Annotated in this window: 22 protein-coding genes, 1 tRNA gene and 1 pseudogene; 16 read left to right on the plus strand and 8 right to left on the minus strand. The window is 67.8% G+C overall.

Features of this window, described 5'->3' with window-relative positions; translation table 11 throughout:
* The first annotated feature begins 32 nt into the window (after nucleotides 1-32).
* The 5 genes from OHA40_RS18640 to OHA40_RS18660 are packed head-to-tail and all read left to right on the plus strand — an operon-like array spanning nucleotide 33 to nucleotide 5,389.
* Nucleotides 33-1,313 carry an MCE family protein gene (locus OHA40_RS18640; RefSeq protein WP_330228203.1) on the plus strand — a complete coding sequence of 427 codons (1,281 nt, stop codon included), beginning with the start codon at nucleotides 33-35 and terminating at the stop codon, nucleotides 1,311-1,313.
* Nucleotides 1,310-2,554: an MCE family protein gene (locus OHA40_RS18645; protein ID WP_330228204.1), complete on the plus strand. Its 1,245-nt coding sequence runs from the start codon at nucleotides 1,310-1,312 to the stop codon at nucleotides 2,552-2,554. Before OHA40_RS18640 ends, OHA40_RS18645 begins: the two co-directional genes overlap by 4 nt.
* The gene (locus OHA40_RS18650; RefSeq protein ID WP_330228205.1) at nucleotides 2,551-3,975 is read left to right on the plus strand and encodes an MlaD family protein; all 1,425 of its coding nucleotides are present in this window, start codon (nucleotides 2,551-2,553) and stop codon (nucleotides 3,973-3,975) included. The genes OHA40_RS18645 and OHA40_RS18650 overlap by 4 nt, the downstream gene beginning before the upstream one ends.
* Nucleotides 3,972-4,898: a hypothetical protein gene (locus OHA40_RS18655; RefSeq protein ID WP_330228206.1), complete on the plus strand. Its 927-nt coding sequence runs from the start codon at nucleotides 3,972-3,974 to the stop codon at nucleotides 4,896-4,898. The genes OHA40_RS18650 and OHA40_RS18655 overlap by 4 nt, the downstream gene beginning before the upstream one ends.
* Entirely contained in the window at nucleotides 4,895-5,389 is a 495-nt protein-coding gene (locus tag OHA40_RS18660) for a h domain protein (RefSeq protein ID WP_330228207.1), read from the plus strand. Before OHA40_RS18655 ends, OHA40_RS18660 begins: the two co-directional genes overlap by 4 nt.
* 149 nt (nucleotides 5,390-5,538) lie before the next feature.
* Here the strand turns inward: OHA40_RS18660 and OHA40_RS18665 are convergent, their stop codons facing one another.
* The 4 genes from OHA40_RS18665 to OHA40_RS18680 all read right to left on the minus strand — a co-directional run bounded on the left by OHA40_RS18665 (nucleotide 5,539) and on the right by OHA40_RS18680 (nucleotide 9,618).
* Entirely contained in the window at nucleotides 5,539-6,921 is a 1,383-nt protein-coding gene (locus OHA40_RS18665) for a sensor histidine kinase (protein ID WP_330234259.1), read from the minus strand.
* A 74-nt stretch (nucleotides 6,922-6,995) separates the two neighbouring features.
* Entirely contained in the window at nucleotides 6,996-7,727 is a 732-nt protein-coding gene (locus OHA40_RS18670; RefSeq protein WP_330228208.1) for a response regulator transcription factor, read from the minus strand.
* An 85-nt stretch (nucleotides 7,728-7,812) separates the two neighbouring features.
* Complete coding sequence (locus OHA40_RS18675; RefSeq protein WP_330234260.1) at nucleotides 7,813-9,363, minus strand: alpha,alpha-trehalose-phosphate synthase (UDP-forming); 1,551 nt, start codon at nucleotides 9,361-9,363, stop codon at nucleotides 7,813-7,815.
* 84 nt (nucleotides 9,364-9,447) lie between these two features.
* On the minus strand, nucleotides 9,448-9,618 hold the full coding sequence (locus OHA40_RS18680) for a hypothetical protein (RefSeq protein WP_169333842.1): 171 nt from the start codon (nucleotides 9,616-9,618) through the stop codon (nucleotides 9,448-9,450).
* A 189-nt stretch (nucleotides 9,619-9,807) separates the two neighbouring features.
* Between OHA40_RS18680 and OHA40_RS18685 the strand changes: the two genes are divergently transcribed.
* From OHA40_RS18685 to OHA40_RS18695, 3 genes are all read left to right on the plus strand, one after another.
* The gene (locus OHA40_RS18685; protein ID WP_330228209.1) at nucleotides 9,808-10,641 is read left to right on the plus strand and encodes an alpha/beta fold hydrolase; all 834 of its coding nucleotides are present in this window, start codon (nucleotides 9,808-9,810) and stop codon (nucleotides 10,639-10,641) included.
* Nucleotides 10,642-10,810: 169 nt separating this feature from the next.
* The gene (locus tag OHA40_RS18690; RefSeq protein WP_011207082.1) at nucleotides 10,811-11,053 is read left to right on the plus strand and encodes an MbtH family protein; all 243 of its coding nucleotides are present in this window, start codon (nucleotides 10,811-10,813) and stop codon (nucleotides 11,051-11,053) included.
* Between the two features lie 109 nt (nucleotides 11,054-11,162).
* Nucleotides 11,163-11,237: transfer RNA gene (locus tag OHA40_RS18695), tRNA-Thr, on the plus strand.
* Nucleotides 11,238-11,383: 146 nt separating this feature from the next.
* Here the strand turns inward: OHA40_RS18695 and OHA40_RS18700 are convergent.
* A complete protein-coding gene (locus tag OHA40_RS18700) occupies nucleotides 11,384-12,520 on the minus strand; it encodes a helix-turn-helix domain-containing protein (protein ID WP_330228210.1) in 1,137 nt (378 codons plus the stop codon).
* Between the two features lie 266 nt (nucleotides 12,521-12,786).
* Between OHA40_RS18700 and OHA40_RS18705 the strand changes: the two genes are divergently transcribed.
* Together OHA40_RS18705 and OHA40_RS18710 are read left to right on the plus strand one after the other, a co-directional pair.
* On the plus strand, nucleotides 12,787-13,107 hold the full coding sequence (locus tag OHA40_RS18705; protein ID WP_330228211.1) for a hypothetical protein: 321 nt from the start codon (nucleotides 12,787-12,789) through the stop codon (nucleotides 13,105-13,107).
* A gap of 376 nt (nucleotides 13,108-13,483) precedes the next feature.
* A complete protein-coding gene (locus OHA40_RS18710; protein ID WP_330228212.1) occupies nucleotides 13,484-15,202 on the plus strand; it encodes a glycoside hydrolase domain-containing protein in 1,719 nt (572 codons plus the stop codon).
* 268 nt (nucleotides 15,203-15,470) lie between these two features.
* Here the strand turns inward: OHA40_RS18710 and OHA40_RS18715 are convergent, their stop codons facing one another.
* Together OHA40_RS18715 and OHA40_RS18720 are read right to left on the minus strand one after the other, a co-directional pair.
* Complete coding sequence (locus OHA40_RS18715) at nucleotides 15,471-15,926, minus strand: HIT family protein (protein ID WP_330228213.1); 456 nt, start codon at nucleotides 15,924-15,926, stop codon at nucleotides 15,471-15,473.
* A 48-nt stretch (nucleotides 15,927-15,974) separates the two neighbouring features.
* Nucleotides 15,975-16,352, minus strand: coding sequence for a PH domain-containing protein (locus tag OHA40_RS18720; RefSeq protein WP_330228214.1), 378 nt, complete (start codon nucleotides 16,350-16,352; stop codon nucleotides 15,975-15,977).
* Nucleotides 16,353-16,626: 274 nt separating this feature from the next.
* On the opposite strand from OHA40_RS18720, the gene purD reads away from it, so the two are divergent.
* On the plus strand, nucleotides 16,627-17,895 hold the full coding sequence (gene purD, locus OHA40_RS18725) for a phosphoribosylamine--glycine ligase (protein WP_330228215.1): 1,269 nt from the start codon (nucleotides 16,627-16,629) through the stop codon (nucleotides 17,893-17,895).
* Nucleotides 17,896-18,150: 255 nt separating this feature from the next.
* On the opposite strand, the gene OHA40_RS18730 is transcribed toward purD, so the two are convergent.
* A complete protein-coding gene (locus OHA40_RS18730) occupies nucleotides 18,151-19,128 on the minus strand; it encodes a M23 family metallopeptidase (RefSeq protein ID WP_330228216.1) in 978 nt (325 codons plus the stop codon).
* Between the two features lie 51 nt (nucleotides 19,129-19,179).
* Here OHA40_RS18730 and OHA40_RS18735 point away from each other — a divergent pair, with 51 nt between their 5' ends.
* From OHA40_RS18735 to OHA40_RS18755, 5 genes and pseudogenes are all read left to right on the plus strand, one after another.
* On the plus strand, nucleotides 19,180-20,349 hold the full coding sequence (locus OHA40_RS18735; RefSeq protein WP_330228217.1) for a pyridoxal phosphate-dependent aminotransferase: 1,170 nt from the start codon (nucleotides 19,180-19,182) through the stop codon (nucleotides 20,347-20,349).
* A gap of 128 nt (nucleotides 20,350-20,477) precedes the next feature.
* Nucleotides 20,478-21,074 (plus strand): annotated as a pseudogene (locus tag OHA40_RS18740) (TetR/AcrR family transcriptional regulator); the annotation flags it as partial.
* Between the two features lie 323 nt (nucleotides 21,075-21,397).
* Complete coding sequence (purB, locus tag OHA40_RS18745) at nucleotides 21,398-22,819, plus strand: adenylosuccinate lyase (RefSeq protein WP_330228218.1); 1,422 nt, start codon at nucleotides 21,398-21,400, stop codon at nucleotides 22,817-22,819.
* Between the two features lie 64 nt (nucleotides 22,820-22,883).
* Nucleotides 22,884-23,420 (plus strand): hypothetical protein, encoded by a 537-nt coding sequence (locus OHA40_RS18750; protein ID WP_330228219.1) that lies wholly within the window; start codon nucleotides 22,884-22,886, stop codon nucleotides 23,418-23,420.
* Nucleotides 23,421-23,571: 151 nt separating this feature from the next.
* On the plus strand, nucleotides 23,572-23,994 hold the full coding sequence (locus tag OHA40_RS18755; protein WP_330228220.1) for an HIT family protein: 423 nt from the start codon (nucleotides 23,572-23,574) through the stop codon (nucleotides 23,992-23,994).
* Nucleotides 23,995-24,125 lie beyond the last annotated feature (131 nt).

A 24,125-nucleotide genomic window follows, 5' to 3' on the forward strand; every position in this document is an offset into this window, starting at 1 on the left:
ATGACAGGGGAGTCGCGTCTGGGGGGATGTGCATGATCGCGCTGAACGCCGTACGGAAACTGCCCCGCTGGGCGCTGGTGGTGGCCGGTGTGCTGGCCGCCGTGCTCGTGGTCGCCGTCGCGTGGAACGGTATAGCCCGCATCGGGACCACGAAGGTCACCGCATACTTCCCGTCCACGTCCGGCCTTTATGCGGGCGACGACGTGCGGGTGCTCGGCGTGAAGGTCGGCCGGATCGATTCGATCGAGCCGGGCGCCGACCGGGTGCAGGTGACGATGACGCTCAACCGTGGTGTCGACGTCCCCGCCGACCCGCGGGCGGTGATCATCTCGCCCTCGCTGGTCTCCGCGCGGTTCATCCAGCTCGCGCCCGCCTACACCGCCGGCCCGAAGCTGAGCGACGGCGACGTGATTCCGATCGAGCACACCGCAGTGCCTGTGGAGTGGGACGACATCAAGGCGGAGCTGTCCAAGCTGGCCACCGCGCTCGGCCCGGTCGGCGACGACAAGCAGGGCTCGTTCGGCCGCTTCATCGACACCGCCGCCGACAACCTCGACGGCAACGGGCAACGGTTCCGCGACACGCTGCGGGAGCTGTCGGCGACCTTGAGCACGCTGTCGGACGGCCGCACCGACCTGTTCGGCACCGTGCGCAACCTGCAGAAGTTCGTCGAGGTGCTCGCGGCGAGTAACGAGCAGATCGTGCAGTTCGGCGGACGACTCGCGTCGGTGTCGTCGGTGCTGGCCGATGTCTCGGCGGATCTCGGCGCCGGACTGGACAATCTGGACGCCGCGGTGACCGACGTTCGCCGGTTTCTCGACAGCAGCGGCACCGAACTCACCGAGGGCCTGCAGCGGCTGGCCGACGCTACCCAGGTACTGGCCGACAAGCGGCCGGAGCTGGAACGGGTGCTGCACTCAGGTCCGACCGCGCTGGTGAACTTCTACCAGATCTACAAACCGGCCCAGGGCACCCTGACCGGCGCCATCGCCCTGAACAATCCCGCTGACCCGCTCGGTTTCCTGTGCGGTTCGGTCCGCGCCCTGGAGACCAACGACTCCGATCGCAGCGCCGACCTCTGCGCCCAGTACCTGGCGCCCGTGATCAAGAGCCTGAGCATGAACTACGTGCCGATCATGAGCAACGCGGCCAGCGGCATGACCGCGTTTCCGGAGCAGCTGGTGTATACCGATCCCGATCTGGCCGATCGGGTGGCGAGCCAGACCCCGGCGGGGCCGCAACCCGCGCCGGTGAGCGTGCCGGACGGCATTGCCGGACTGGCCATTCCGGGGTTTCCAGGAGGAGTGCGATGATGCGAATACGCCGCACCTTCGCTGTCGCGGTGGGGCTGACGGTGGCGCTCGGCGTCTCCGGCTGCCAATGGGACGGGTTGAATTCGCTGCCGATGCCCGGCACCGAGGGCACCGCGCCCGGCTCCTATCACGTGCGCATCCAGATGCCGAACGTGACCACTCTGACCAGGAATTCGCCGGTCCGGGTGCACGACGTGACGGTCGGGACGGTCTCGGGGATCGAGGTGGAGGACTGGCACGCGCTGGTCACGGTCACGCTGAATCCCGATGTGCGGCTTCCGGCGAACGCGGTCGCCAAGATCGGGCAGACCAGTCTGCTCGGGTCCAATCATCTCGAACTGTCCGCGCCGACCGATCAGCCCCCCGAAGGCGAGTTGAAGCCGGGGGATGTCATTCCGCTGGCGCGGGCCGGGGCCTACCCGACCACCGAGCAGGTGCTGTCCTCGCTGTCGGTGGTGCTCAACGGCGGCGGCGTCGCGCAGCTGGAAACCATCACCCGCGAACTCAATTCCGCGCTCACCGGGCGGGAGGAGGCGATCCGGGACCTGCTGCCGCAGCTGAACGAGCTGACCACGAACCTGGACCGCCAGACCGGTGACATTATCGCCGCGATGAGCGGCCTGGATCGCCTCGGCGGCCAGCTGGCCGAGCAGCGCGACGTGGTGGCGGCGGCCATCGAACAGATCCATCCGGCGTTGAGCGTGCTGGCCGACCGCCGGGCGAACATCACCAGGGCGCTCACCGCGCTCGGCGAATTGAGCGACGTCACGCAACGGATCATCGACGCCAGCGGCAACGACCTGAAGGCCAACTTGCACAGCCTCGTCCCGGTGCTGCGATCGCTCTCCGACACCGGCGGCAACCTGACCGAGGCGCTGAAGATCCTGGCCACCTTCCCGTTCCCGATGAAGAACCTGGACCACGCCATCAAGGGCGACTACTTGAATCTGTTCATGACGGTGGATATGACCGGGCGGCGGCTGGATTCGAACTTCCTCACCGGTACGCCGCTGGGCGGGCGCTTCGGCGGGGTGGAGGGCGCGCTCGGCAGCTTCGCACCGGGTACCGCGGCGCAGAACGGTGACCCGGCCACCGGGCCGCTCCAGGCGCCGCCGCCCGCGGCGAGCCAGCCCAGCCCGACCATCCCCGGTCTGCCGCCGATACCAGGCCTGCCCGCCATTCCCGGGCTGACCGTGCCCCTGCCGGGCAACACCGCGCCGCAAGGGGGGCCGGGACAGTGAAACTCACGCGGTTCGTCCGCACCCAGCTGATCATCTTCTCGGTGCTGACGGTGATCGGCCTGGTGGTCATGGGCGGGACGTACATCAAGCTGCCCGCGATGTTCGGTATCGGGCGCTACGAAGTGACGGTGCAGCTGGCCGCGACCGGTGGTCTCTACCCGACGGCCAACGTCGCCTATCGCGGCACGAATGTCGGTGTGGTGCAGGAGGTCCGGCTCACGCCCGCCGGTGTGGACGCGAAATTGTCCATCGGCAGCGACTACAAGATCCCCGCCGACGTCGACGCCTGGGTGCGCAGCGTGTCCGCGGTCGGCGAACAGTATGTCGACCTGGTGCCCCCCGAGCGACGCACCGGCGGAAATCTGCATGACGGCAGCGTGATCCCGGTGGAACGCACCAAGCTGCCGCAGGATGTCGGCGCGCTGCTCGACCAGGCCGACCGCTTGCTGTCCAGCGTCGCGGACACCCGGCTGCGGCAGGTCATCGACGAGGCTTTCCTCGCGTTCAACGGCGCCGGGCCGGATCTGCAGCGGTTCATCGATTCCGCGGCGCTGCTGGTGCAGGAAGCGCAGGCCAACGCCGAACCCACGAAACAGCTGCTCGACCAGATCGGGCCGCTGCTGGACACCCAGACCCGCTCGGACGCCGCGATCCGTTCTTGGACCGCCGATCTGGCGACGGTCACCGACCAACTGCGCGGCCACGACCCCGCGCTGCGCGGCGTGCTGAACAAGGGACCGGCCGCGATGCAGCGGGTGACCACGCTGTTCGATGATCTGCGCCCGTCGCTGCCGCTGCTTTTGGCGAACCTGGTCAGCGTCGGCCAGGTCGGCGTCACCTATCACGCCGGGCTGGAGCAGGTCCTGGTGGTCTACCCACCGCTGGTCGCCGCGCTGCTCACCGCGGTCCGCGGTCCGCTCGAATACGGCGCGCTGGTCGACTTCATGTCCTTGGTCAACGACCCGCCCGCGTGCACCACCGGGTTCCTGCCGCCGGACCAGCGCCGTTCGCCGAGCGAGTTGGACACCCCGGACACGCCGCCCGGTCTGTACTGCAAAGTGCCGCAGGACGCGCCCGAGGCGGTGCGCGGCATCCGCAATACACCGTGCGCGGAAGTGCCGGGCGTGCGCGCCCCGACGCCGGAGCTGTGTCGGAGCGGGTACTTTCCGTTGGGTAACAACCCGCCGTTCGGTCCGCCGCAGCCGGTCGCACCCGCGGCCGCGCCCGTGGACGAACCTCCTGGTGTCGCACCCGCGAGTTACGGCGGCGCCACACCGGCCGCCGCGCGAGCATATGACCCGGACACCGGCGTGTATATCGGCACCGACGGGCGCACATACCGACAGGGCGATATCAGACCGGGCGGTTCGGGCACGGTACCGTCGAGCTGGCAGGCGATGCTCGAGGAGCAGCAACAATGAGTGAGAGCAACGGAGAAGGTCACCGCACGCGGCGGCGTGCGATGCGCTCGGCCGGTCCACCGGTCGAGGAGAACGCGACCGCGACCACCACAGACGTGCAGACCACGGCCTCCGAGGACACTGCGGCCCGCGGCGCCGGAACCTCCCGATCCACAGTGGATGGCGAACCGAGCTCCATTGGCGCCGAGCCCGACCCCTCGACCTCGCTGGCGAAGCAACCCCCCTCGCGGGACACGCCCGACTCGGCGGCGCCGACCGGCGAGGTCGACAAGGAATCGGGCGCTGTGGCCGGCCAGGCAGCGGATGCCGCGGGGGGAACGGTCGCCGGGGCGGACAGTGCCGCAACCGACAAGACATCGCTCGCCGAGGCGAAAGCCGACGCCGAGCAGGTCACCGCTGAGGACTTGGCGACCGACAAAGCGGCCCGGACACGGCGCCGTAGCGCTCCACGGATCCTCGCGCTGGCCGTCTCCGCGTTGTTGGTTCTCGCACTGGTGTGCGGTGCGACCCTCTCGGTGTTCGCGATGCGCTCGGCGCACGAACGCGACGAGCGCCGCGCCGAGTACGTACAGACCGCCAGGCAGGCGATCGTCAACCTCACCACCATCCGCGCCGATTCGGCCAAGCAGGACATCGACCGGATCCTGTCGTTGGCCTCCGGCGAGTTCAAGACCGAGTTCGACGGTCGCGTCGACCCGTTCACCAGCATCGTGCAGCAGGCCAAGGTGGTATCCAGCGGAGAGATCGTGGAGTCCGCGCTGGAGAGCGACGATGATCGCTCGGCGCGCGTGCTGGTCGCCGCCAAGCAGACGCTCACCAATGCGGGCCAGGCCGAACCACAGACCAGGTATTACCGGTTCCGGGTCACGGTTTCCCGCGGCGACTCCGGTCTGACCGTTTCCGACGTGGAGTTCGTGGCATGAACCTGAACGGAATTCGAGGCAGGATCCTGCTCGCGGTGCTCGGCGTCGTGGTCGCCGCGGTCGCGGTCATCGGCGGCGTCAACGGATACCGCTACTGGGACGACCGGCAGGCCGAACAGTCGCGCAAGGACGCGGTCGCGACGGCCAGCCGCACCGTCGAGACCATGTTCACCTACAGCCCGCAGACCGTGGACACCGAACTGCGCAAGTCGGCCGACAACCTCAGCGGCGACTTCCGCGAGGACTACCTCACGCTGATCGACAAGCAGATCGCGCCGGGCGCCAAGGAAAAGCAGCTCACCGTCACCGCGACCACACAGGCGGGCGGCGTCATCTCCGCCGACCGATCGCACGCGGTGGTCCTGCTGTTCCTCAACCAGGTCATGACGAGCAAGGACACGCCACAGGGCACCACCACCGGCAGCCGAGTGCGCGTCAGCTTGGCCAAAACCGACTCACGCTGGTTGGTCGAGGCCGTCACTCCCGTGTAGAGCTCGGTTGACACTGTCGGCAGGTGCAGAGTATCGAGCCTCTCGAATCGGCGGTTCGAATTGCGAAGCCTGGCAAGCTATTACGGCGGACTCTGCTGCACACGCCCGACTGAATCCGATGCCGATGTTGTCGGAGACCATCGTCGGCCTCAAGGCGAATCCGTCGGGCGCGGCAGCCGGACGGTGAAAGTCGTCCCTTCACCGGGCGTGCTGCGGACGCCGACCTCGCCGCCGTGCGCGGTGACCAGAGCCTGCACGATGGACAGGCCGAGCCCGGTCCCGCCGCTGGTGCGGGTGCGAGAGGTGTCGGTGCGGTAGAAGCGCTCGAAGACGCGTTCAGCCTCCTCCGGCGGCAGGCCAGGGCCGGTGTCGGCCACCTCGAGAAGGACGTGATCGGCGGCGGGTGTCAGCCGGACCGTCACCGACGTGTCGGGCACGGTGTGCGTGATGGCATTGTTCAGCAGATTGCCCAGAACCTGGCGCAACCGCGCCTCGTCCCCGAGCAGCTCCAGCGTCCCTTCGCCCGGTTCTACTTTCAGCTCGATGGTGCGCACGGGTCCGTCCGTACGCTCGGCGGCGACCACCGCCCGCGCGTTGTGCACCGCGTCGCTGGCGACGGCGAGCAGGTCCACCGGCCCCAGCTCCAGCGGGCGCTGGGCATCCAGCCGCGCGAGCATCAGCAGATCCTCGACCAGCACACCCATCCGCTGGGATTCGTGCTCGATGCGCTCCATGAAGGTGCCCGGATCGGCGTTGGCGCCTTGGCGGTACAGCTCGGCGAACCCGCGGATCGTGGTGAGCGGGGTGCGCAGTTCATGACTGGCGTCGGCGACGAATCGACGCATCCGCTCCTCGGACCGCCGTGCGGCTTCCTCGGACGCCTCGGTCGCGGTGAACGCGCGCTGGATCTGCGCCAGCATGCCGTTCAGCGACCGGGACAGCAGGTCCACCTCTGTGTTCTTGCCGCGAACTGGCACCCGGCGGTGCAGGTCGCCGCGCGCGATCGCCGCGGCCGTGCTCTCCACCCGACGCAACGGTCGCAGACTGCGTCGCACCACGAAGTACGCGATCGCCGCCAGCGCGGTCAGGACGATCGCGCCTACGACCAGTTGGAGCGTCACGAGGCGCTGCACCGTGTCGGTGTTCTGCGTGAGCGGCAGCGCCACCGTGGTTGTGCCGTCCGGAGTCCGCACCGTCAGTGCCCTCCACTCGGTCGGTCTGCCGTTCACAGAGCCGACGGTGTACGGACCCGATCGTGGCGTCTGCGTCAGGTCGGGCTCGGCCTCCACACCGAAAGCCCTGATCAGGAACGCGCGCCCGTCGGTCCGCAGCGAGCGCACGTAGAACTGGCTCGGTGCGTGGCGCGGGTCGGGCGGCAGCACCGGCAGCGGAGGCGGCCGCCGCGACCACTCCATCGCACCATCGCGCAGTTGCTGATCGGTGCGGTCGGTCAGCTGCTGTTCCAACCCGGACGTGACCACCATGCCGGAGATGAGCAGGCCGAGCCCCGCGGTGAGAACCAGCAGAACCATCAGCGTCACGCGCAGGGGGATCGCGGACAGCAGATCGGACGCTTTCGCCCGCGCCGTCGCGATCCGGCTCGGGCTCACGTGCCGCTCTTGCGATGGGGCCCGCGCATGACATAGCCGACACCGCGCAGCGTGTGGATCAGTCTTGTATCGCCCGTGTCGACCTTTTTGCGCAGGTAGGAGACATAGGTTTCCACCACGCCGACCTCGCCGCCGAAGTCGTAACGCCACACGTGGTCGAGGATGCGTGGCTTGCTGAGCACGGTTCCCGCGTTGACCATGAAATAGCGCAGCAGCGTGAACTCGGTGGGAGACAGAGCCACCGGCTCGCCCGCCTTCCATACCTCGTGGGTGTCGTCGTCGAGCTCGATGTCCTCGAAGCGGATGCGCGAGCTTTCCCGCTGCGGCGCGGCGTGCCCCGCGCGGCGCAGGATGACCCGCAACCTGGCCACGACCTCCTCCAGGCTGAACGGTTTCGTCACGTAGTCGTCGGCGCCGAGGGTGAGGCCGGTGACCTTGTCCTGCACCTCGTCGCGCGCGGTCAGGAACAGCACGGGCGCGTCGACGCGGTCCGCGCGCAGCCTGCGGAGCAGGCCGAAGCCGTCCATGCCGGGCATCATCACGTCCACGATGAGCGCTTGCGGGCGGAACGTCCGTGCTTTGTCCAGCGCTTGGGCGCCGTCGGCCGCGGTGTCCACCTCGAAGCCCTGGTAGCGCAGGCTCACCGCGAGAAGTTCGACGATCATCGGCTCGTCGTCGACCACCAGCACCCTGGCTTCGGGTCTCTGCTCCACCGGCGCGCCACTCATGGCTTCATGGTCCAGCACCCCGCTGCGAAGTTCCTGGATCGAAGCTGGGTGATTCCTGTGAACCCGGGCTCGACGGAATGCCTGCTCAGCGCCGCGCGCGGGATTCCGGGTACACGTCGTCGTCGGTCAGCAGCGCGCTGCCGGCGACCTGGTCCTGCGCCAGCGCGTCCAGGAAGGCGCGTGCCCAGCGGTCCACGTCGTGGGCCAGCACTTGGCGGCGCAACGCGCGCATCCGCCTGCGCTTGGTATCCCGGTCATCGCCCAGTGCGGCGACGATGGCGTCCTTCACGTCGTCCAGGTCGTGCGGATTGCACAGGTAGGCTTGGCGCAATTCGGCTGCGGCGCCGGTGAATTCGCTCAACACCAGGGTGCCGTTGAGTCCGCTGTGGGAGGCGACGTACTCCTTGGCGACCAGGTTCATGCCGTCGCGCAGCGGCGTCACCAGCATCACGTCGGCGGCCACGAAGAACGCGATCAGTTCGTCGCGCGGGATCGGCCGGTGCAGGTAGTGCACCACCGGATAGCCCACTCTGGCGAACTCGCCGTTGATCCGGCCGACCTGACGTTCGATGTCGCCGCGCATCTGGATGTAGCTCTCGACGCGCTCGCGACTGGGCGTGGCCAGCTGGATCATGACCGTGTCGGCCGGATCGATCCGGTCCTCGATGAGCAGCTCCTCCAGCGCGTTGAGCCGGATGTCGATGCCCTTGGTGTAGTCCAGGCGGTCCACACCGAGCAGGATGTTCTTCGGGTTGCCGAGTTCGGCCCGGATCTTGGCGGCACGTTCACGCACCGACCTGCGGCGGGACTGCTCGTCGAGGTCGGCAGAGGCAATAGAGATCGGGAACGCGCCCACTCGTACCGTGCGGAACCCGACCTGGACGACGCCGAGCTTGGAGCGCACGCCGACCGAGCCGCGTGAGGTCGGCTGCCCGGCCAGGCGACGGGCCAGATAGAGGAAGTTCTGCGCACCGCCGGGCAGATGGAAACCGATCAGATCGGCGCCGAGCAGGCCCTCCACGATCTCGGTCCGCCACGGCATCTGCATGAACAGCTCGACCGGCGGGAACGGGATGTGCAGGAAGAACCCGATGGTCAGATCCGGGCGCAGCATGCGCAGCATCTTGGGCACCAGCTGGAGCTGGTAATCCTGCACCCACACGGTCGCCCCCTCGGCGGCGACCTTGGCGGTGGCCTCGGCGAAACGCCGGTTCACGGTGACGTAGGCGCTCCACCATTTGCGGTCGTAGACCGGTCGCACGATCACGTCGTGGTAGAGCGGCCACAGCGTGCCGTTGGAGAAGCCTTCGTAGTAGTCGGCCACCTCCTGCGCCGCCAGCGGGACCGGATGCAGTTCCAGGCCGTCCTCGATGATCGGATCGACCTCCACGTCCGGCACCCCTGCCCAACCGACCCACGCGCCCTTGTTGTTGCGCAAGACCGGTTCCAGCGCGGTGACCAGGCCGCCCGGGCTGCGTTTCCATCGGGTGCTGCCGTCGGGCAGCCGCTCGAGGTCGACGGGGAGCCGATTGGCGACGACGACGAAACCGGAGCCCGCGTCGGGACCGGTGGCTCCGGTCGCGGTGTCAGCAGTCGAGGTGTCTCTGGCGTGCTCGGAGTCGTCGGACGGGTTCATCTGGTCCACTCACGCATCCTTTGCGCGTTGCTGTATCCCGCTGGAGTTGTGTAGTCGACGTCGCCGTTGGCGTCGAGAACGAGACTATTCGCCCCGGGCGCTCGGTCCAATACCCAACATAGACAACAACATCCGGCACTCGTCGGCATCTTCGGCATAGGCCGCGACCACCCGCTGCGCTTGGCGCGCGGTCTCGTCGGCCAGTGGTTCCAGATCGTCGTCCGCAATGTCGTTGGCGCTGCCCTTCGCGGCCATTGTCAAGTCCTCCCGGCTCAGTGCGCTCGTCCGTGCGAAAAGTCAATGGTATGCGACGCTGGGAGGTGCGTCTGCCGGGGCGGCCGACGGTCGCGTGGCACTCGACACCAGGTCACCCCGGTCGGTGCGCCGACCCCGCCGTTCCCTATACCGTGGGGAGCGCAGCACCAACTCCACGAAAGGGTCGATATGCCGCTGGCCACGGTGAACGGGATTTCCCTCAACTATCAGGTGAAGGGTGACCGCGCCAGGGGCACCGACGTCAAGGGCTCCGCGCCGCTCGTGGTGATGATCATGGGCACGGGCAGTCCGGGCCGGGTGTGGGAGTTGCACCAGGTTCCGACGCTGGTCGCGGCCGGTTACCGGGTGTGCACATTCGACAACCGGGGGATCGCGCCGTCCTTCGAGGCGGCTTCCGGCATGACCATCGACGACCTGGTCGCCGACACGGCCGCCCTGATCGAATTTCTCGACGAGGGTCCCGCCCTGGTGGTCGGCACCTCGATGGGCGCCCGGGTGGCTCAGGAGCTGGCGCTGGCCCGCCCCGACCTGGTGCGCAAGGCGGTATTCATGGCCGGACACGGGCGGCTCGACCAATTCCAGAAAACGCTGTCGCTCGGCGAACACGAGTTGGACGCCAGCGGGGTGAAACTGCCGCCGAAATACGAGGCCGCGATGACCGCGGTGATGAACCTCTCGCCCGCCACCATGGCCGAGCCGAACGCCGCCCGCGACTGGCTCGACCTGTTCGAGTTCACCGGCGGACCGGTTCCCCCCGGCATCCGCGCACAGCGCAGGATGGACCACGATTTCGACCGAGTGCAGGCATACCGGGCGATTCGCGTGCCCTGCCTTTCGGTCGGATTCGCCGACGACCGGATGATTCCGCCGTACCTGTCCAGGGAGATCGCCGAGGTGGTCCCGGGTGCGCGATACCAGGAGGTACCGGACGCGGGACATTTCGGATATTTGGAACGGCCGGAGGCGGTCAACAAGATTCTGCTCGACTTCTTTGCGAGCTGATTGCGAGGCGGCCGACGTGCCCGCCCGGGTAACCGCCCAGGCGTAACGTCTTGCTTGCTAGTGTCGAAACAACGCTCGGGGTCACTCGGCGCCAGTGTTCCTGATAACCCGGGCGCCGTGTGGACCAGGAGCGATCCCGTACATAGCGCCAGTATCCAGTGAGGTGAAATTGAGCACCAACCCCTTCGATGATGAAGACGGCCGCTTCTTCGTCCTGGTCAACGACGAAGAACAGCATTCCCTGTGGCCGGCCTTCGCAGAGGTTCCAGCCGGATGGCGAGTCGTGTTCGGCGAGGACAGCCGCGCCGCCTGTGTCGAGTACGTGGAAAAGAACTGGACCGACATGCGTCCGAAGAGCCTGCGCGACGCCATGGCCGCGGACGATGCGGCCCGCCAGGGAGCGCAGTCCTGATCCCGCGGTAATCGATACTGCGCCGGGGACGATCGACCGCCGCTGCGTGACACCGAAACCCGGTGTCACGCAGTCGGCGCGCCCGGCTATGATGACAACCGCTTTTCCCGCCTCCTTAGCTCAGTGGTAGAGCACTCGCCTTGTAAGCGAGCGGTCGTCAGTTCAATCCTGACAGGGGGCTCCAGTAGCCGCTTCGCGCCTGAGCTCAGTGGTAGAGGCCGTGCCCGTTGTTGTAAGCGAGCGGTCGTCAGTTCAATCCTGACGGGGGGCTCCAGCAGCCGCTTCGCGCCTGAGCTCAGTGGGGGCTCCAAGCAGCCGCTGGGCGTGTGATCAGCGGCTGAGGCCGTTCAACGGAGGCTCTATCTCGGTCATCAACATGCGCAGTGTGAGCGAGTGCTTCTCCGGGGGTAGCGCGTCGAGTGCCGCCCGCGCCAGTTTCACTCCCTGGGCCCGGTCCCCGGCCCGAACCAACATCAAGCCTCGATGCATGTCCAAGTGGGTCGCGAACCGGGGCAGCGAGTCGGGCAGTTCGGTCCGTGCCGCTTCCTGGGCTTGGACCGCCAGCCGTTCGTCGCCGAGCCGGGCGGCGAGCAGGGACAGGAAGACGTTCACGCGCCACCACGGCACCGCGTAGTCGGAGGTCTGCTCTTCGGAGCCGGAACGGTCGAACGCGCGGCGGCCGTCGTCGCTCAGCTGACGGGCGGTGTGGGTGTCGCCTTGGAGTGCGGCCGCATGCGCCTTCCCCCATAGCGCATTGAGGCGGCCGAGACCGGGTCGCTCCGAGATTGCCAGAGCTTGATCGGCGAATTCGTGTGCGACCGGCAACCCCGCACCTTCGTAGCCGAGGGCGATCGCGGCGCGGCCGCGCACCCAAGTCCGGGTATCGGTGTCGCCGGATCGGTCCGCCGCTTCGGCCGCCATGCGATACCACGAGATCGCCTTGTTGCCGTCGGAGCCGGGGTAGGTCTTCGCGAACAGGGTCATGAGCCGGGCGGCGACGGCCCACATGCGTGGGGAATCGAGCTGCTGTTGCAGCACGACCAGATCAGCGGCGAGCCGCTGCTGGATCTGCGCCGCACCCTGGCTCATGTAGTCGGTGCCGTACTGAGAAAGCTTGCCTTCCCACTCGTCGATTACTGGCCCGGTCGAATGCAGCTGCGCGGAAAACCCGTGCGAGAGAAGATCCGACGCCACCACAGGTGCGATCGAGGTAGCCGCAAGATGCGATAGGAATTCACGCCGGTTCACATCGGCCTCCAACAAGCTCAGCGGACAATCCAGCACCGTGGCCAGATGGCGCAGCCAGAACGGCGACGGCTCGGTTCTGCCCGACTCCCAGTGCCGCGAAATGTATTCCCGCGTCATGTTGTAGCCCGACACCTTGGACAGCTCAGCCGCCAACTTGCCCTGACTCCAGCCCATGGCGGTGCGCAACTGCCTGATCAGATCGCCCGTGGCCCCCGACATACCACCAGCCTGCCACCTCCCCGGCCGAAAATGCCCGCCGAACGGTCGAATGCCACCCCCATGCCACTAGTACGGCTACGGCTGCCCTCATCGCGCGGCGTCGTGCCGGTCATGCCACCAGTGGTGCCACTGCTGCCAGCGCCGTATGCGCGGAACGCTCTAGACGTAGGCCCCGGCGCGGGGATGTTCGCCAGTGGTCGCCGCGCTCTGACGATTCCCCCGCGCCGGGTGCCCACACCAAGACACGCGAACACGGCAGGGGTGAAATGGTGGGGTTCAACTGGTGGCGGGAAGCCGAGCCGGATGAAACATCGGCGCAAGCGATCATCGACCGCGTGCAGGAGGAGTGGCGAGCCGAACGCCGCCGCACACGTATCTGGACTGAGCAGGCGGCCGACGCCCGCCTATGGCCGATCGGGTGGCCGCATGAGGCACCTGACCACCCGCTGAGTGTGTCCGAAGCGCACTGGACCATGCAGCGGCATCGTGGATGCCACGTCGACGAGTGCCCGCGCAAGGCAGCGGCACGGCAAGCGTTGATCGACGCCGGGCGCATCGTGCCCGACACCTCGCGTAGGTATCAATGACTTTCGTTCTGTCGCCGCACCTCGGACACGGGTGGCAACGAATCAGGGCTTTTGCGACATGATCATTCGCGTCTAGTTGCGGTGTTCCAGTGGCGCGGCCGACCGGTATGTGCCGCGAACGGCGGGCAGACTTCGGTGCCGATCGTCGGCATGTTCTCGGCAATGGGAATCTGTGCAGGCGACCAGGTCTCGCTGCGGGTTCGGTGAGGTCACGGGCAAACACCAGATGGGGATCAACCCGTGCATGGGTGCATCTCCTGTTACCATCGCGCCGAATCTGACTATGTCGGGTTCTCCATCTGTCGAAAGTTGTTGAGATGTACGAACATAACGCGTTACTGCAAACCAGCGCGCGGACTCGTACGGGGGGTGCGCGATGACTGAACTGATCGACTTCTCCGCGGCGCTGATCGAACCGCAAGCGATCGAGGACGCTGGATATGCCGGTGTCATCGGCTACTTCAGCGATTCCCGGCCGGGCACGAATTTCGGAGCGAAACCGCTGCGGCGCGAATATTGCGACCGATTACGTGCCATCGGACTGGAGATAGTTACCAATTATCAGTACGGCAAAGGGGAAACCTCGGATTGGAGGGGCGGCTTCGACGCGGGCGTGCATCATGCGCGGATCGCACTGAACTATCATCTCGCGGCCGGCGGACCGGAATTCCGGCCGCTGTATGCTCCCGTTGACGCGAATCCTTCCCTGAACGAGTGGAATTCGCTGATCGCACCGTTTCTGCGGGGCTGGGCATCGGTGGTCGGCCTGGAGTGGACCGGCATGTACGGCAACGCGCGGTGCATCGACTGGGCGCTGGAGGACGGTGTCGCCACGTGGTTCTGGCAACACAACTGGTCCGGCGACCCTTCGATCAACGGGGATCATCCGGCCGCGCACATCCACCAGATCCGCATCGACAGCGACCGGGTCGGGGGCGTCGTGGTGGACGTGAACAAAGTACTCGCCGACGACTACGGCCAATGGTCGAAAGCGGCGAATCCGAATGAAGGGGGAAACATGAACAAGCCTGAGTACACCGAAATCGACCGTATGGGCAACTCCGCGTCCAGCCGCCACGGGGCGCGCGTCACCAACTTCCTGCTACACACCCAGGAGGGCAACGGAACCGCGGAGAGCCTGGCGAATTACCTCAACAATCCCAACAATGGCGTGAGCTACCACTACACGGTCCGCGATCGCATCGTCGTCGATGTCGTCGACACCGACCTGGCGAGCTGGTCTGTGCTGGACGCGAATCCCTACACGATCAACCTATGCTTCGCGGGCAGCCGTGCCGCCTGGAGCCGGAACGACTGGCTACGTATCCGCGACGACATCCGGATCGCGGCGTGGCTGGCGGTGCAGGACGCCAGGAAATACGGTTTCGACACGCATGTCATCGCGCCGCCTTATGAACGGCGCGACGGGATCTCCGACCACAAGTACGTGACCGAGGTTCTCGGTTTCGGTACGCACACGGATGTCGGACCGAACTTCCCGTGGGACGTCTTCGCCGACGATGTGCGCGGCTTCGCCACTGGCGAACCGGGCGGCGGGTCGGAGCCGAACGCGATCAACGATAGCGCCGCCGCGAATCCATGGCTGGGCAGAAGGATCACCGAGGGCGAAATCGCGACGCCCGACGGTGTCGGCCGCTTCGCCCAGTTCGAGCACGGCTATATCTACTGGCACCCCGACACCGGCGCACACCCGATCCCGGAAACGCTGTGGGGAAAGTTCGAGGAATTGCGCTGGGAGGCGGGTCCGCTCGGCTACCCGGTCACCGACCGGACGATCCTGAAGGGTCCGGACGGCCAGCCGTCCGGCGAGGTGCAGGGGTTCCAGGGCGGCGCGCTCTATCGACAGCAAACGAGCGAACGCGCCTTCTGGGTGCACGGCGCGATCCGTGACCGCTGGAACCGCTCCGGCCACGAGAACGGGCCGCTGGGCTGGCCGAAGACCGACGAGATCCCCTGGGACACCGGCACGTACCAGGACTATGAGCACGGCCGGATCTACTGGACCCCGAGCCAGACGCTGGCGACGGTCTCGGTCGGCGGAGTGGATACTCCGCTGCACGACGTGGCGAGCTGACCGCGATAGAGGTGAAGGGAGCGGCCGACCACGAGGGGTCGGCCCCTCCCCCGGAACCGAGGGACGACTGACTACGACGCGACGTGACGGCTGATTTCGCGTGCACATGGGTAACTCGCCGGAGACGTCCAGAACTCGAGCGACACCCAGCGCAGGACCTGAACGCAAATCGCGCGGCACCCGGCTGGTACGGCCTGAAGACTCGGAGAGGCGGAGGAGCACCCAACGCAGGACCTGAACGCAAATCCCGCGCTCTAGCTAGTACGGCCTAAAGACCCGGAGAGGCGGGGGAGTCGGGAGAGTCGGGGACGTTGGCGCCGTAGCCGAGGTCGCGCAGTGCCTGCTTGATCTTGGCCTGGGCCTCGTCGATGGATTCGGGGCTCGGATTCGGGTCCGCGCTGGAGATGTCGAAGTCACCCAGAGTGAAGGCCGGGAACACGTGCACGTGCAGGTGCGGCACTTCCATACCGGCGATCAGCAGGCCGGCGCGCGGCGCGTCCCACGCCGCGCGCACGGCCTGCCCGATCTTCTGCGCCACGCCGGTGAGCCGGGCGAGGGTGTTGGCGTCGACCTCCTGCCACTGGTCGATTTCCTTGCGCGGCACGACCAGGGTGTGGCCCGGGGTGATCGGGGCGATGGTGAGGAAGCCGACAAACTCGTCGTCCTCCCAGACGAATCGGCCCGGAAGCTGACCGGCGATGATCGCACTGAAGACAGAAGCCATGCTCCGCAGACTAGACCGGTTCATCTACCACGGGGCTGCGCCGGCGTGCTACACCGCGACGAAGTGCGACAGGATGCCCTGCACCTCGTAGATGTCCACCTGGCGGTTGAACCGCTTCTGCAGGGGTTCGGGAGTGCCCGCGATCCAGATGGCCAGTTCGGCGTCCAGATCGAAGGTGCCGGCGGTCTCCACCGAGAAATGTGTGATCGCGCGGTAGGGGACGCTGTGGTAGCTCACCTTCCGGCCGGTTACCCCCTGCTTGTCGATCAGGATCAGGCGGCGGTTCGTGAACAGCATGGCGTCGCGGACCAGCAGGTACGCGGCGTAGATCTGTTCACCATTGCCGAGGAGCTTGGCGTACTCCTGTTGCGCCTGGCCCGGATCGATCCGGCCGGCATTGCCCATTAGTCCGTCGATCAGACCCATGGTCAGCACATCCTTCAGGTGCTCCGGTGCGGTCGGAGTGGCGCATGTCCGCCCACATCCGTTGTCCCCATTCATCATCCCCCGCACACGGACCGGCAGCGATGAAGACGGCGATCGGGTCGTTCTGCGGCTGCCTCGGCCTCGGCTCGGCCCGGCGCGGGCTGCGTGCGGATTCCGTTCGGCCGGGTCTGCTATATGGCTGCCTCGGTCTTCGCCCGGCACGGTGCGGGGCCGCGGACGGACTGCCTCCGGCTGCGCCCATTAGTCTGTTGCCGTGCGTGTACTCGTCATCGGTTCCGGAGCCCGTGAACATGCCCTCGTCCTGGCGCTGCGCCGGGACCCCGCGGTGACCGCGCTGTTCGCCGCCCCCGGCAACGCGGGGATCGCCCAGCACGCGGAGGTCCGACCAGTCGACCCGTCTTCCGCCGAGGACGTGGTCGCGCTGGCCACCGAGGTGAACGCCGACCTCGTGGTGATCGGGCCCGAGGTTCCGCTCGTGCTCGGGGTCGCCGACGCGGTGCGCGCCGCGGGCATCGCCTGCTTCGGCCCGTCCGCCGCCGCCGCCCGGATCGAGGGTTCCAAGGCGTTCGCCAAGGACGTGATGGCCGCGGCAGGCGTGCGCACCGCGCATAGCGAGGTCGTGGACAGCCCGGCCGAACTCGACGACGCACTCGACCGCTTCGGCCCCACCTGGGTGGTGAAGGACGACGGACTGGCCGCGGGCAAGGGCGTCGTGGTGACCGCCGACCGATCCGCCGCGCGCGAGCACGGCGCGGAACTGCTCGAACAGGGCCACCCGGTGCTGCTGGAATCGTTCCTCGACGGACCGGAAGTGTCACTGTTCTGCTTGGTCGACGGCGAGACCGTGCTGCCGCTGCTGCCCGCGCAGGACCACAAGCGCGTCGGCGATGGCGACACCGGACCCAACACCGGCGGCATGGGCGCCTACACGCCGCTGCCCTGGCTGCCCGACCAGACCGTCACCGCGATCATCGAGGATGTGGTGAAACCCGTTGCCGCCGAACTGGTGCGACGCGGGAGCGGATTCTCCGGTCTGCTCTACGCGGGCCTGGCGATCGGCAAGGACGGTCCCGCCGTGGTCGAATTCAATTGCCGCTTCGGCGATCCCGAGACGCAGGCGGTGCTCGCGCTGCTGGACAGCCCGCTCGGCGAGCTGCTCAACGCCACCGCCACCGGCACGCTCGCGCAGGTCGCGCCGCCGCGCTGGCGCGATGGTTCGGCGATCACCGTGGTACTCGCCGCCGAGAACTATCCTGGTCGCCCGCGCGTCGGCGATGCCATCTCCGGTGCGGGGGAAGGCGCGCTCGACGACAGCGCCACGGTCTTGCACGCCGGGACCGCGCTGCGCGAAGACGGCGCGCTGGTCTCCGCGGGCGGCAGGGTGCTGAACGTGGTCGGCGTCGGCGCCGACCTGGTGGAGGCTCGCACACGCGCCTACGACCGCATCGGCGCGATCAAGCTTCCGGGCAGCCACTACCGCACGGATATCGGTCTGGCTGTTCCGCCTCTCCGGGACTTTTAGGCCGTACTAGTTGGGGGCGTGGGGTTTGCGTTCAGGTCTTGCGTTGGGTGGCCGCGCGGGTTCTGGGGTGCCCGGTGAGTTACCCATGTGCTTGCGAGATCAGTAGTCGCGGCTCGCAGTGCTCTCGTGCTGTAGTTGGCCGCGCACAGCAAGCCATCGGCGCGGGGCGACGGCTCGCTTTGAGGACCGCTCTCGGGCTGCGTGCGGGGGATGCGCGGCGCGCTGGTTGGGTGTTCGCGGGGCCCCTGTTGCGGTTCAGTTGAAGGTCAGGCCGCGTAGCGCCAGCCAGTGCAGCGGGTCTACGTGGCGGCCGCCGACGATTACCTCGAAATGCAGGTGTGGGCCGGTCGAGTCGCCGCGGTTGCCCATGCGGGCGATCTGCATGCCCGCGGGCACCCGTTCGCCGACCGAGACGAAGAAGTCGTACATGTGTCCGTAGACGGTGATGCTGCCATCGTCGTGGCGGATCCGTACCCAGAGACCGAAGCCCTGCGCCGGTCCCGCGTCGATGACCGTCCCGTCGGCGACCGCGTAGATCGGCGTGCCGATCGGTGCCGCGATATCGATCCCGTTGTGGAACGTGCCCCAGCGGGAACCGAATCCGGAGGTGAAGGCCCCGTGCGTGGGCAGGACGAAGCCGCTGATGCCCGGTAGAAGCGGTCCGGGCTGAATCGGCGCGCTCCCGGTCATCCACGGTTGCCGCTCACCGGCGGTCGCGGCGGCTGCCTCGGCTTTGGCGCGTTCGAGGGTGGCGCGCGCGGCCGCCGTGACCACCGCCTGCTCGCGCCGCCGCTCACCGTTGGCGATCGCGTTCAGCAACCGGCGCACCGATGGCGGCGTGCTCTGGACCTGCGGCGGATAGGCGACGGCGACGCGCTGCGCGCGGTCCGGCGCCGGGGTGCGTGCGGTAACCCTCCCGGCGAACGAGGTGTCGCCCGCGGCGAACACCGCGACCGCGACGAGCCCGGCCAGCAGCACTCTGTGCTCCCGCGCCAGCGCGAGCACATCCTCGCCGCTGGGCCTGCGCCGCCATAGGTCACGGGGGTCCGGTCTGCGTTCCCACCAGGTCCGCAGCTCGGATCGGCGGGTCCACAGGACACGCGGATCAAGTCCCTCGAACAGCGCTTGCGTGGGACGTTTCGGTGCTCGCGCACGCCAGTCACGCGGAATGACCCCGATGCCACCCACTCCGCGTACTCGGTCGAGCCGGACTCGTCGAGCTTTCTCGAGCATTACGCAGACCATAACCGCGATCGCGCGGAATGGTGCTCTACCGTCTGTCGAGTGTCCAGAGAATCTCGCCGGTCGACCATTCCACCTTTCTACGTTATGGATGTCTGGAAAGCCGCCGCGGAACGCGCCAGAACCCACGGCGACGTGCTCGTCCTCGCCGCGGGGCAGCCGTCGACACCGGCGCCCGCACCGGTGCTGCGCGCGACGAGACTGGCGATCGAATCCGAATTGCTCGGTTACACCGAGACTTTCGGCATTCTGGCGCTGCGCGAAGCGATCGCCGAACACCATAGCGAGACCTACGGATACCCGGTCGACCCGGACGACGTGGTGGTGACGACCGGCTCGTCCGGCGCGTTCTCGCTGATCTTCCTGGCCGCCTTCGATCCTGGCGACACCGTCGTGGTCGCGCGCCCCGGCTATCCGGCCTATCGCAACACCCTCACCGCGCTCGGCTGCCGCGTCCTGGAGCTGGACTGCGGTGCCCGGACCAGATTCCAGCCCACCGTCGCGATGCTCGAAGCTCTCCCGGAACCACCCGCCGGTCTGATCGTGGCCAGTCCCGCCAACCCGACCGGCACCATGATCGCCCCGGCCGAACTCGCCGCACTGGCCCGCTGGTGCGAGGAGCACGGCACGCTGCTGATCTCCGACGAGATCTACCACGGCATCACCTACGACAACTCCAGCACCGACAGCGCGACCTCGTCGGCCTGGGAGACCTCACGGGAATCGGTGGTGATCGGCTCGGTCTCCAAGTACTTCTCCATGACCGGCTGGCGGCTGGGCTGGATGCTGGTACCGAGCGGACTGCGGCCCGCGCTGCAGCGGCTGGCCTCGAACCTCACCGTCTGCCCGCCCGCCATCTCGCAATACGCGGCGCTGCACGCGTTCGGCGCGGAGGCCAAGGAGGAACTCGACGGGCACGTCCGGCGGTACGCCGTGAACCGGCGGCTGCTGCTGGACGGCCTGCCGAAACTGGGCATCACCGACCTCGCCCCGGCCGACGGCGCCTTCTACGCCTACGCCGACATCGGCCATCTCACCGACGACGCGCGGGCCTGGTGCGCGGACGTGCTGAACCACACCGGCGTGGCGCTCGCGCCCGGGGTCGATTTCGACACCGTCAACGGCCATCACACGGTGCGCTTCTCGTTCGCGGGTGCCACGGCGGACATCGAGGCGGCGCTACTGCGTCTAGGGCACTATCTCGCTCGCTGAACCCTGTGCCGTGCAACAACTTTCCGCAGTTCGGCACCATGTCCGCGCGGATGGGGTAAAACAACGATGGCTGCTTTTCCTCGCTGATTTCCCCTGGAAGAACTGATGACGACTGGCACGATGGCACGGTGATCACCGCGACGACCCCGAAAGGCGAACGGCGTCGCCAGGCTTTGGTAGCCGCCGCCGCCGAGTTGCTGCTCGAAGGTGGATTCGAAGCGGTGCGGCATCGGTCGGTCGCGACGCGCGCTGATCTGCCGCTGGCGTCGACCACCTACTACTTCGAATCCCTGGATGATCTGATCGCGCGGGCGGTCGAGTTCAGCGGGAACGCCGAGTTGGACGCGATGCGCAGGCGGGTCGGGGAGGTGAGCCACCGCCGCCGCGGCGCCGAGGCCACCGTCGAGCTGGTCCTCGACCTGTTGGTCGGCAGCGACGGCGCCGACGAGCTCGCGCGGGGGCAGCTGATCGCCCGGTACGAGCGTTCGGTCGCCTCGGCCCGGCACGCGGAGTTACGCGAGGTCCAGCTCCGGCTGCGCGCCCAGCTGGACGAGCTGCTGGCCGACGTACTGCGCCGATCCGACCGGATGGTGCGGCCGGAGCAACTGCGCAGGCTGGTCGCGGTGGTGGATGGAGCGGTGGTCGCGGCGCTCACCGAGATGGACCCCGAACCGCGGCGGATGGCTCGTGGTGCGCTCCTGGAAGTGATCGACATCGTCGCGCCCCCGGCGCGTGCGTCCGGCCCGGAGGCGGTCGGCGTAGCCATGGAGGGCTCCGTTCGCGCCGCACCAGGACCGGTGCGCGGCGCGGAGGCGGAGGGTTACGGGACCATGGAGAGCTCCGGGCGAACCGCATCGGGCACGCGCGGCCCGGAAGGCGCAACGTACCTGACCTCAGAGGGCACGGGGCGTGCCGCGTCCGGCGCCACGCCGAGGCAACCGGACCGTTTCCGGGGGCTAGACTGACCGGACGTGAGGGAGCGAAGCGAGCGAGCCATCAACACAGCGCCCATGCGCACGACGGAGCTGAGCGTCAGCGAGGCGCAGTCGTGAGCATCGTCCCCAACGTCCTCGCCACCCGTTACGCCAGCCATGAGCTGGTGCACCTGTGGTCACCGGAGCACAAGATCGTGCTAGAGCGGCGGCTGTGGCTGGAGGTGTTGCGCGCGCAGGCGGAGCTGGGCGTCGACGTCCCCGAGGGGATCATCGCGGACTACGAGCGGGTACTCGACGAGGTCGATCTCGCGTCGATCGCCGAACGCGAGCGGGTCACCCGGCACGACGTGAAGGCGCGCATCGAGGAATTCAACGCGCTGGCCGGGCACGAGCAGGTGCACAAGGGCATGACCAGCCGCGATCTCACCGAGAACGTGGAGCAACTGCAGATCCGGCTGTCGCTCGAGCACGTGCACGCGCACGGCGTCGCGATCGCCGCGCGGCTGGCCGAGCGCGCCGCCGAGTATCAGGCGCTGGTGATGGCGGGCCGCTCGCACAATGTCGCCGCGCAGGCCACCACGCTGGGCAAGCGATTCGCTTCCGCCGCCGACGAGCTCCTGATCGCGCTCACCAGGCTGCGCGAGCTGATCGATCGCTACCCGCTGCGTGGCATCAAAGGTCCGATGGGCACCGCGCAGGACATGCTCGACCTGCTCGGCGGCGACCCGGCCGCGCTGACCCGGTTGGAGCAGCAGGTGGCCAGGCATCTCGGCTTCGCGACCGTGCTCACCAGCGTCGGCCAGGTCTACCCGCGCTCGCTGGACCACGACGTGCTCTCCGCGCTTGTGCAGCTGGGTGCAGGCCCGTCCTCGTTCGCGCACACCATCCGGCTGATGGCCGGGCATGAACTGGTCACCGAGGGTTTCCAGCCCGGGCAGGTCGGTAGCTCGGCGATGCCGCACAAGATGAACACCCGCTCCTGCGAACGGGTGAACGGTCTGCAGGTGGTGTTGCGCGGCTACGCCTCGATGGCGGCCGAGCTGGCGGGCGCGCAATGGAACGAGGGCGACGTGTTCTGCTCGGTGGTGCGCCGGGTCGCGCTGCCGGACGCGTTCTTCGCCATCGACGGGATGATGGAGACCTTCCTCACCGTCCTGGCCGAGTTCGGCGCCTACCCGGCCGTCGTCGCCCGCGAACTGGATCGCTACCTGCCATTCCTCGCCACCACCCGCATCCTGATGGCCGCGGTCCGCGCCGGAGTCGGCCGCGAGACCGCGCACGAGGTCATCAAAGAGCACGCCGTCGCGGTCGCGCTGGCGATGCGGGAACAGGGCCGCGAACCCGACCTCCTGGACCGCCTCGCCGCCGACGGGCGCCTCCCGCTCGACCGTGCCGCCCTCGACGCGGCCCTTGCGGACAAGTCCGCCTTCGTCGGCGCGGCCGAAGAGCAGGCAGCCGACGTCATCGGCCAGGTGCAGAAACTGGTCGACCGCTACCCGGACGCGGCCCGCTATACACCGTCACCAATTCTGTAGCGGGACTTAGACTTTCGCCGCGAATTCGCTCGCAGAGGTGCTAGGGCGCCGGTATGGTCCCCCGGTGCCCATTCACGCATTCGTGGACGAGTCGATTCGCCGCGACCGCTACATACTGTGCGCTGCACTCGTTCCCGCTGAGCAACTGGACCACGCGCGGGCGTTGGTCCGCAGCATGTGTTTGCCTGGCCAGCGGCGGTGGCACTTCGCGAAAGAGCCGGATCAGCGCCGTCGGCAGATTCTCTCCGCTATGGCCCGATGCGAAAGCATTCGCGTCGCGATCTTCCTAGGGAGGGGGATCGAGGTGCGCGCTCGTGACGAATGCATGGCTCAATTGGTCACCTACTTGGTGGACCTGAAGGCCGGGCGACTCGTTATCGAGACCCGGGAAAGCCTGGACCATCGGGACCGTAACTGTATTGCCGCAGTACTCCGTAAGGCATCGGTGGAGCTGCCGTACGTGCACCTGCCACCGCACAGCGAGCCGGGGCTGTGGTGGCCCGACGCGGTCGCGTGGGCGTTCGGCGCGGGTGGAGTCTGGCGGCCTTTGGTCGCGCCGCTGATCAGAGACATCATCGAGGTCGAGAATCGCTCCAGATAGCGCGAAACCCGACTGCTCACCGTCCGGAGAGGAGCCGGGTCCACTTCTCCCAGCTAGTGCCAGGAGCTGACTCGATGGTACCTCACGTGTCGTGTATGGGCTACGCAATTGCGTAGCGTGCACACAACGGTGAGCGCCTAGGCTGCCGATCGTGAATCCGTACACGATTTTCGGCGATATCGTTGCCGGGCGGGCGCCGTCGAGCAAGGTCTACGAGGACGATGATGTGCTGGCGTTCATGGACATTCGGCCGATGACGCCGGGGCATCTGCTGGTGGTGCCGAAGGTGGCGGCACACAGTCTGGCGGAACTCGATCCGGCGATCGGGGGGAAGCTGTTCCAGGTGGGGCAGCGGTTGGCTGCGGCGCTGCGGGTCAGCGAGGTGGGGTGCGACGGGGTCAATTTCTTTCTGGCCGACGGGGTGACGGCCGGGCAGGAAGTCTTCCACGTGCACCTGCACGTCATCCCGCGCACGCCGGGCGACGGGTTCGGCTTGCGTGGTCGTCCGACCAGCCCGCGGCGAGCCGACTTGGACTATCTAGCTGCGTCGATTCGCGGCGCGCTCGGAGATTGAACGCGTAAGGCGCCGCGGACCTGCGGGACAACGTCGTGGCGTCCGAGTGGCCGCCGCGTCCGCAACGAAGCCGCAAGCGGCGGTCGCTGGTACCCGGGGCGGAAAGGGGCGCGTCAGGAACCGATGGCGTC

Origin of the sequence: Nocardia sp. NBC_00508 (genome assembly GCF_036346875.1) — a bacterium.
Classification (GTDB): domain Bacteria; phylum Actinomycetota; class Actinomycetes; order Mycobacteriales; family Mycobacteriaceae; genus Nocardia.

Coding starts and splice junctions, on each gene's coding strand:
- OHA40_RS18655 (WP_330228206.1), top strand. CDS start 3,972: ATGAGTGAGAGCAACGGAGAAGGTCACCGCACGCGGCGGCGTGCGATG.
- OHA40_RS18720 (WP_330228214.1), bottom strand. CDS start 16,352: ATGGGTCTGATCGACGGACTAATGGGCAATGCCGGCCGGATCGATCCG.
- OHA40_RS18645 (WP_330228204.1), top strand. CDS start 1,310: ATGATGCGAATACGCCGCACCTTCGCTGTCGCGGTGGGGCTGACGGTG.
- OHA40_RS18685 (WP_330228209.1), top strand. CDS start 9,808: ATGCCGCTGGCCACGGTGAACGGGATTTCCCTCAACTATCAGGTGAAG.
- OHA40_RS18680 (WP_169333842.1), bottom strand. CDS start 9,618: ATGGCCGCGAAGGGCAGCGCCAACGACATTGCGGACGACGATCTGGAA.
- OHA40_RS18675 (WP_330234260.1), bottom strand. CDS start 9,363: ATGAACCCGTCCGACGACTCCGAGCACGCCAGAGACACCTCGACTGCT.
- OHA40_RS18670 (WP_330228208.1), bottom strand. CDS start 7,727: ATGAGTGGCGCGCCGGTGGAGCAGAGACCCGAAGCCAGGGTGCTGGTG.
- OHA40_RS18665 (WP_330234259.1), bottom strand. CDS start 6,921: ATGGTTCTGCTGGTTCTCACCGCGGGGCTCGGCCTGCTCATCTCCGGC.
- OHA40_RS18640 (WP_330228203.1), top strand. CDS start 33: ATGATCGCGCTGAACGCCGTACGGAAACTGCCCCGCTGGGCGCTGGTG.
- OHA40_RS18700 (WP_330228210.1), bottom strand. CDS start 12,520: ATGTCGGGGGCCACGGGCGATCTGATCAGGCAGTTGCGCACCGCCATG.
- OHA40_RS18705 (WP_330228211.1), top strand. CDS start 12,787: ATGGTGGGGTTCAACTGGTGGCGGGAAGCCGAGCCGGATGAAACATCG.
- OHA40_RS18730 (WP_330228216.1), bottom strand. CDS start 19,128: ATGCTCGAGAAAGCTCGACGAGTCCGGCTCGACCGAGTACGCGGAGTG.
- OHA40_RS18660 (WP_330228207.1), top strand. CDS start 4,895: ATGAACCTGAACGGAATTCGAGGCAGGATCCTGCTCGCGGTGCTCGGC.
- OHA40_RS18710 (WP_330228212.1), top strand. CDS start 13,484: ATGACTGAACTGATCGACTTCTCCGCGGCGCTGATCGAACCGCAAGCG.
- OHA40_RS18715 (WP_330228213.1), bottom strand. CDS start 15,926: ATGGCTTCTGTCTTCAGTGCGATCATCGCCGGTCAGCTTCCGGGCCGA.